Raw genomic sequence first — 5,241 nt, 5'->3', positions numbered from 1 at the left:
AGGCCTGGGCATCGACCTGACAGGTTGGTGCCCACCGGCTCCAAAGACAGACGCAGGCGTGCTGCCCAAGCCTCGTCGGGCGGAAGCGGTAGACTGAGGAGCAATGCCGCTCCCGCATTCGTGCGGGGCGGTCCCCCTCATTTCGCCGGAGCCACGCCATGCAATGGAGAGCTTTGCCCTGCGTCCTCGCCCTGTCCCTGGGCGCCTGCTCGGACCCCGAACCCGAGGCTCCACGGCCGTTGAAGGTTGTCCTCTTCCCCTACATCCCGGACTCGGCGGGGGATGGCTTCGCCAGCCTCAAGCAGCGGCTCGGAACGGATTTCGAGCGAGAGCATTCGGACATCGACGTGGACATCGTGTTCGACGCGAAGCTGGACCTCTATGACCTGGATGAAGGAGGCACCCTGAACCAGCTCCTCGGGCAGGGAGCAGGGGCCGCGCAGGTGGTGGAGATCGACACGCTCATCATGGGTGACCTCGTGTCGAAGGGGTGGGTGCAGCCCGTCGCCCTGGAGGCCGGGGCCGCGCATCCGGCGGCGGAACAAGCCGTCTCCATCGCTGGCCAGAGCTACGGGGTGCCCACCTACCTGTGCAGCTACGTCGTCTACTCGAACAGCCCCCACCTGTTGTCGGCCACGGATGGCGATTCCCTGGTTCAGATCCTCACGGACGTGGCACCGGGGATGCGTCCGTTGGCGGCCAACTACAGCGGAAGCTGGACGCTGCCCTCGTCCTACTTGGACGCCTGGGCCGACACGAATCCCACGGGCGTGTTGTCCCAGGCGCTGTCGCTGCCGCTGGACGCGTCGGTGCTGGATTCGTTCGAGGACGTGGTGAAGAGCTGTGAGCTGGAGGCAGGCATCAACCCATGCCTCGACGGCACCTATGCGGATAATTCGCAGGCGGAAGAGGCGTTCGCCTTGGGGCAGGCCAACGGCTTCATGGGCTACACGGAGCGCCTGTTCTTCGTCCGGAAGGCCAACCCGGGCATGGCGCTTCCAGAAGTCATCTCCGTTCCGCTGGGCACGGGCTCCGCGCCCGCGGTGTTCGTGGATGCGCTGGTGGTCAATGCGCAGTGCACGGGGATGTGTGCCGAGGACGCCCGCGCCTTCACCGACTTCATGAAGGACCCGGCGGTGCGCAGCCTCATCGCCTTCAGCGGGGACGCGCCGCAGGGCACGACGCCGCGTTATCTGCTGCAGGCCACCCAGGCTTTCTATCAGCAGGAGCCCGCGCGTTCCGACCCGATGTATCAGAAGTATGTGCAGTTCCTGAGCGGAGCCCGGCCCTATCCCAATCAGGGCTTTCCGCAGAACCGGAGGACGCTCCAGTCGGCGCTGATGGACGCGCTGCAGTAGAACGACGTGCTGGTGCCGTCATGCGTCACGGTCTTCTGAGTTACAGTTTGCGTTCCCCATCAGGAGGTCGTGACATGACGGCTGCTGAGCGACCTGGACCACCAGGCCGCGAAGGGTGACGCGGCGCCGTGGCTCGTCGTGAGTTCCTTCGTCAATCTGCACGACATCGTCTTCTCGGGCCTGCCCTGGTTCACCGAGTTCAGCAACCTTCAGCAAGCGGGGAAGCTGCCGGAGGTGGCCGCTTCGCCGACGGCAGGCGAGTCACTCGAAAGCAAGCCGCGCTGTCAGAAGGACTACGTCTACACGTATCCGCGCATGTACCTGCCGCAGCGCGATACCGCGTCGTACCGGCAGTTCTATTACTTCCTCATGGCGGAGGTGAGTAAACACATCCAGCGAGTCTACGAGCATCTCAAGAAGACCTCCTTCTTCGACAACACCATCGTCGTCCTCACGTCCGACCATGGTGAGATGCTCGGGGCTCACGGCGGCATGATGCAGAAGTGGTACAACGCCTATCAGGAGACGCTGCACGTGCCGTGCGTCATCTCCAAACCAGGGCTGTTTCCTGAGCCCCGGAGGACGGAGTTGGTGACGTCGCACGTGGACCTGGTGCCGACGCTGCTGGGACTCGCCGGAATCGACGCGGATGCGGCCCGGCGAGAGCTGGCGCGGGACCACTCGGAGGCGCAGCCGCTGGTGGGCAGGGACCTGTCCGGTCTGGTGCTGGGACGGGAGTCCGAGCGGCATGAGCCCATCTATTTCATGACCGACGACAACGTCGAGTCGGGGCTCCAGATGACCAACAACCTCACCGGCCAGGAGTTCGCGGGCGTCATCCAGCCCAAGCACATCGAGACGGTGGTCACCCGTCTTCCCGAACTCACGGGAGACACGCTCTGGAAGTACAGCTGCTACTCGGACAACCCGCGCTTCTTCGCGGGTGCGGCGGGGAACACGGACGAGGTCGCCACGGCGCGGTTCATCCCCGTGAATACGAGTGCTACGACCTCTCGGAGGACCCGCTGGAGACCCGGAACCGGTGCAGCGCGGTGGCGGCGCAGCCTCTGCCGCAAGACATCCGTGAGGCGCTCGACAATGTCCTGAAGGAGCAGCGCGAGAAGAAGCGGCTGCTGCCCCAGAGCCTGAATCGGAACGCGCCGACAAAGGGCCCGCTGCGGGACTGAGGTCTCGCCGTCCATGACCTGCCGTGTTGTCGCGACCCAGCAAGAGCAGGATGACGCGCTTCGCGTCCGTTCAGCGCTTGCGGTAGGTGGCCAAACGTCCGCTACCGCTTCGTCATCGACATGGCGAGCCTGAAGGCCTGACGCGCGCGTCCGCTGCCAGTTCGCCCCCGACGTTCCGTGAACGACTCAGCGACACCGGGCGCGCCGCGGCCCTGGCTGCGCTCGAAGGCACACCGCATCCCCTTATCCTTTCCCGCTCGGCGGAACTCAGCGGACAGGTGGCGCCTGGGGTGTCGTTCGGGCGGGCCATGGCCGCCATGCAGGAACGGGCCGCGCAGGTGTCGCCACCGGGCACGAGCACGGCGAGGTCCGGCCTCTTGCTGGAGCAGCAGGAGCGTGGTGGGCAGCCGCTCGTCCTCTTCGGGCTCGGCCTGCTCCTCGTCTTCCTCGTGCTCTCCGCCCAGTACGAGAGCTTCACCCTGCCGCTGGTCGTCATTCTCTCGGTGCCCCTGGGATTGCCGGGCGCCTTGGGCCTTCATGACGCGTGCCTTCCCACGACGTCACAGCGGCTGCTCGCCGCGTCGGGGCGGTCGAGCAGCGCGTCGGATTCTTCAGCGTGCCTTCAAGGCCTATCGCCGCATCGGCGTGTAGTCGGGGGCGAGGGCGGTGCGTACTTCTCTTCGTAGACGCGGGACGCAGTGTCCCGAAGCCAGGAGAAGGAAGATGTCGAGCATTCAAGGGAAGGTCGTCGTCATCACGGGGGCCAGCAGCGGGCTGGGCGCGGAGACCGCCCGTCACCTCGCTTCCCGAGGCGCGAAGGTATTCCTCGGCGCGCGGCGAACGGACAAGCTCGCCGCCGTGGTGGCGGACATCGAGCGGGGAGGCGGACAGGCGAGTGCCCGGGCGGTGGATGTCACGAAGCGAGCCGAGGTCGCGGCGTTCATCCAGGCCGCGGTCGACAGGTTCGGACGCATCGACGTCCTGGTGAACAACGCGGGCCTGATGTCGCTCGCGCCGGTGGCGAAGACGCTGGTGGACGAGTGGGACCGGATGGTCGACACCAACATCAAGGGTGTCCTCTACGGCATCGCCGCGGCGCTCCCGGTGTTCCAGCGGCAGAACAGCGGCCACTTCATCAACATCTCCTCGGTGGCGGGGCACAAGGTCAGCATGGGCGCCGCGGTGTACGCTGGTACCAAGTTCGCCGTGCGCGCCATCTCTGAAGGTCTGCGGCAGGAGGTGGGTGGTTCCATCCGCACGACCATCATCTCCCCGGGCGCGGTGCAGTCCGAACTGCCCATGGGGAGCTCGGACCCGGAGACCGCCGCCAGCGTGAAGGAGATGTACCAGCAGTTAGCGATTCCCGCGGACTCCGTCGCGAGGGCCATCGCCTTCGCCATCGAGCAACCCGCCGACGTGGACATCAACGAGGTCCTGCTGCGTCCCACGAAGCAGGTGCTGTGAGTCCTCACACGCGAACTTTCAAGGAGAGCCCATCATGAAAAAGCGCAAGCTTGGGAAAGGGAATCTCGAGGTCTCCGCCATCGGTCTTGGCTGCATGGGCATGAGCTTCGGCTACGGCCCGCCCGCGGACCGGCAGGCGATGATCAAGCTCATCCACGCCGCGGTGGAACGCGGTGTCACCTTCTTCGACACCGCCGAAGTGTATGGCCCCCTCACGAATGAGGAACTGGTGGGCGAGGCCTTGGCGCCGTTCCGAGGAAAGGTGGTCATCGCCACCAAGTTCGGCTTCAAGCCGGCCGTCCCCGGCGAAGCGAGGTGGAGCGGCTTCGACAGCCGGCCCGAGCACATCAAGGCCGTCGCCGAGGCCTCACTCAGGCGGCTCAAGGTCGATGCCATCGACCTCTTCTACCAGCACCGCGTGGACCCGGAAGTGCCCATCGAGGACGTCGCGGGCGCGGTGAAGGATCTGATTCGCGAAGGCAAGGTCAAGCACTTCGGGCTGTCCGAAGCGGGTGTGCAGACCATCCGGCGCGCGCACGCGGTTCAGCCGGTGACCGCGTTGCAGAGCGAGTACTCACTCTGGTGGCGGAAGCCGGAGGAGGAGGTGTTGCCGACGCTGGAGGAACTCGGCATCGGCTTCGTTCCCTTTAGTCCGCTCGGCAAGGGCTTCCTGACCGGGAAGATTGACGACAAGACCTCGTTCTCCAAGGACGACTTCCGCAACATCGTCCCACGTTTCACGCCCGAGGCCCGGAAGGCGAATCAGACGCTGGTCGAGCTGCTGCAGACAGTCAGCGCCAAGAAGAAGGCGACACCTGCGCAGATTGCCATCGCGTGGTTGCTCGCCCAGAAGCCCTGGATTGCGCCCATCCCGGGCACCACGAAGCAGAGTCGGCTCGAGGAGAACCTCGGCGCGGCCGACATCGAGCTGTCGCCGCAAGACCTCCAGGAAATCAACGACGCGGCTTCGAAAATCACCGTCCAGGGCGCTCGCTATCCGGAGGCGCTGGAGAAAGTCACGGGGCGCTGAGCCATGGACATCAAACGAAACGGCACCCAGCCGTCGAGCAAAGGTCCTGCCGAGAGCTTCACGGGAAACGTGCGAATCGACCCCTTGTTCCAAGCACCCGCGCCCGCGCGTGGATTCGGTGCGAGCGTCACGTTCGAGCCGTGCGCGCGGACCGCATGGCATACGCACCCGCTGGGACAGACGCAGAAGACGTCACCCTGAC

The 5,241-nt window shown here is 65.6% G+C and carries 5 protein-coding genes; all 5 read left to right on the top strand.

Going from position 1 to position 5,241, the window contains the following annotated elements; translation table 11 throughout:
• Window positions 1-158: 158 nt before the first annotated feature.
• The 5 genes from BHS09_RS22875 (at window position 159) to BHS09_RS22855 (ending at window position 5,039) form a co-directional block, all read left to right on the top strand.
• Window positions 159-1,358 (top strand): extracellular solute-binding protein, encoded by a 1,200-nt coding sequence (locus BHS09_RS22875; RefSeq protein WP_140798994.1) that lies wholly within the window; start codon window positions 159-161, stop codon window positions 1,356-1,358.
• 138 nt (window positions 1,359-1,496) lie between these two features.
• Window positions 1,497-2,465 carry a sulfatase-like hydrolase/transferase gene (locus tag BHS09_RS22870; RefSeq protein WP_201800539.1) on the top strand — a complete coding sequence of 323 codons (969 nt, stop codon included), beginning with the start codon at window positions 1,497-1,499 and terminating at the stop codon, window positions 2,463-2,465.
• A gap of 166 nt (window positions 2,466-2,631) precedes the next feature.
• On the top strand, window positions 2,632-3,231 hold the full coding sequence (locus BHS09_RS22865; protein WP_140798993.1) for an efflux RND transporter permease subunit: 600 nt from the start codon (window positions 2,632-2,634) through the stop codon (window positions 3,229-3,231).
• A 37-nt stretch (window positions 3,232-3,268) separates the two neighbouring features.
• Window positions 3,269-4,009 (top strand): SDR family oxidoreductase, encoded by a 741-nt coding sequence (locus BHS09_RS22860; RefSeq protein ID WP_140793208.1) that lies wholly within the window; start codon window positions 3,269-3,271, stop codon window positions 4,007-4,009.
• 34 nt (window positions 4,010-4,043) lie between these two features.
• A complete protein-coding gene (locus BHS09_RS22855; protein WP_140798992.1) occupies window positions 4,044-5,039 on the top strand; it encodes an aldo/keto reductase in 996 nt (331 codons plus the stop codon).
• Window positions 5,040-5,241: the final 202 nt, after the last annotated feature.

The organism is Myxococcus xanthus (assembly GCF_006402735.1).
In the GTDB taxonomy this organism is placed as follows: Bacteria; Myxococcota; Myxococcia; order Myxococcales; family Myxococcaceae; genus Myxococcus; species Myxococcus xanthus_A.
Note: the sequence above shows the minus strand (reverse complement) of the source record. Positions and strands in the feature narration are given on the sequence as shown.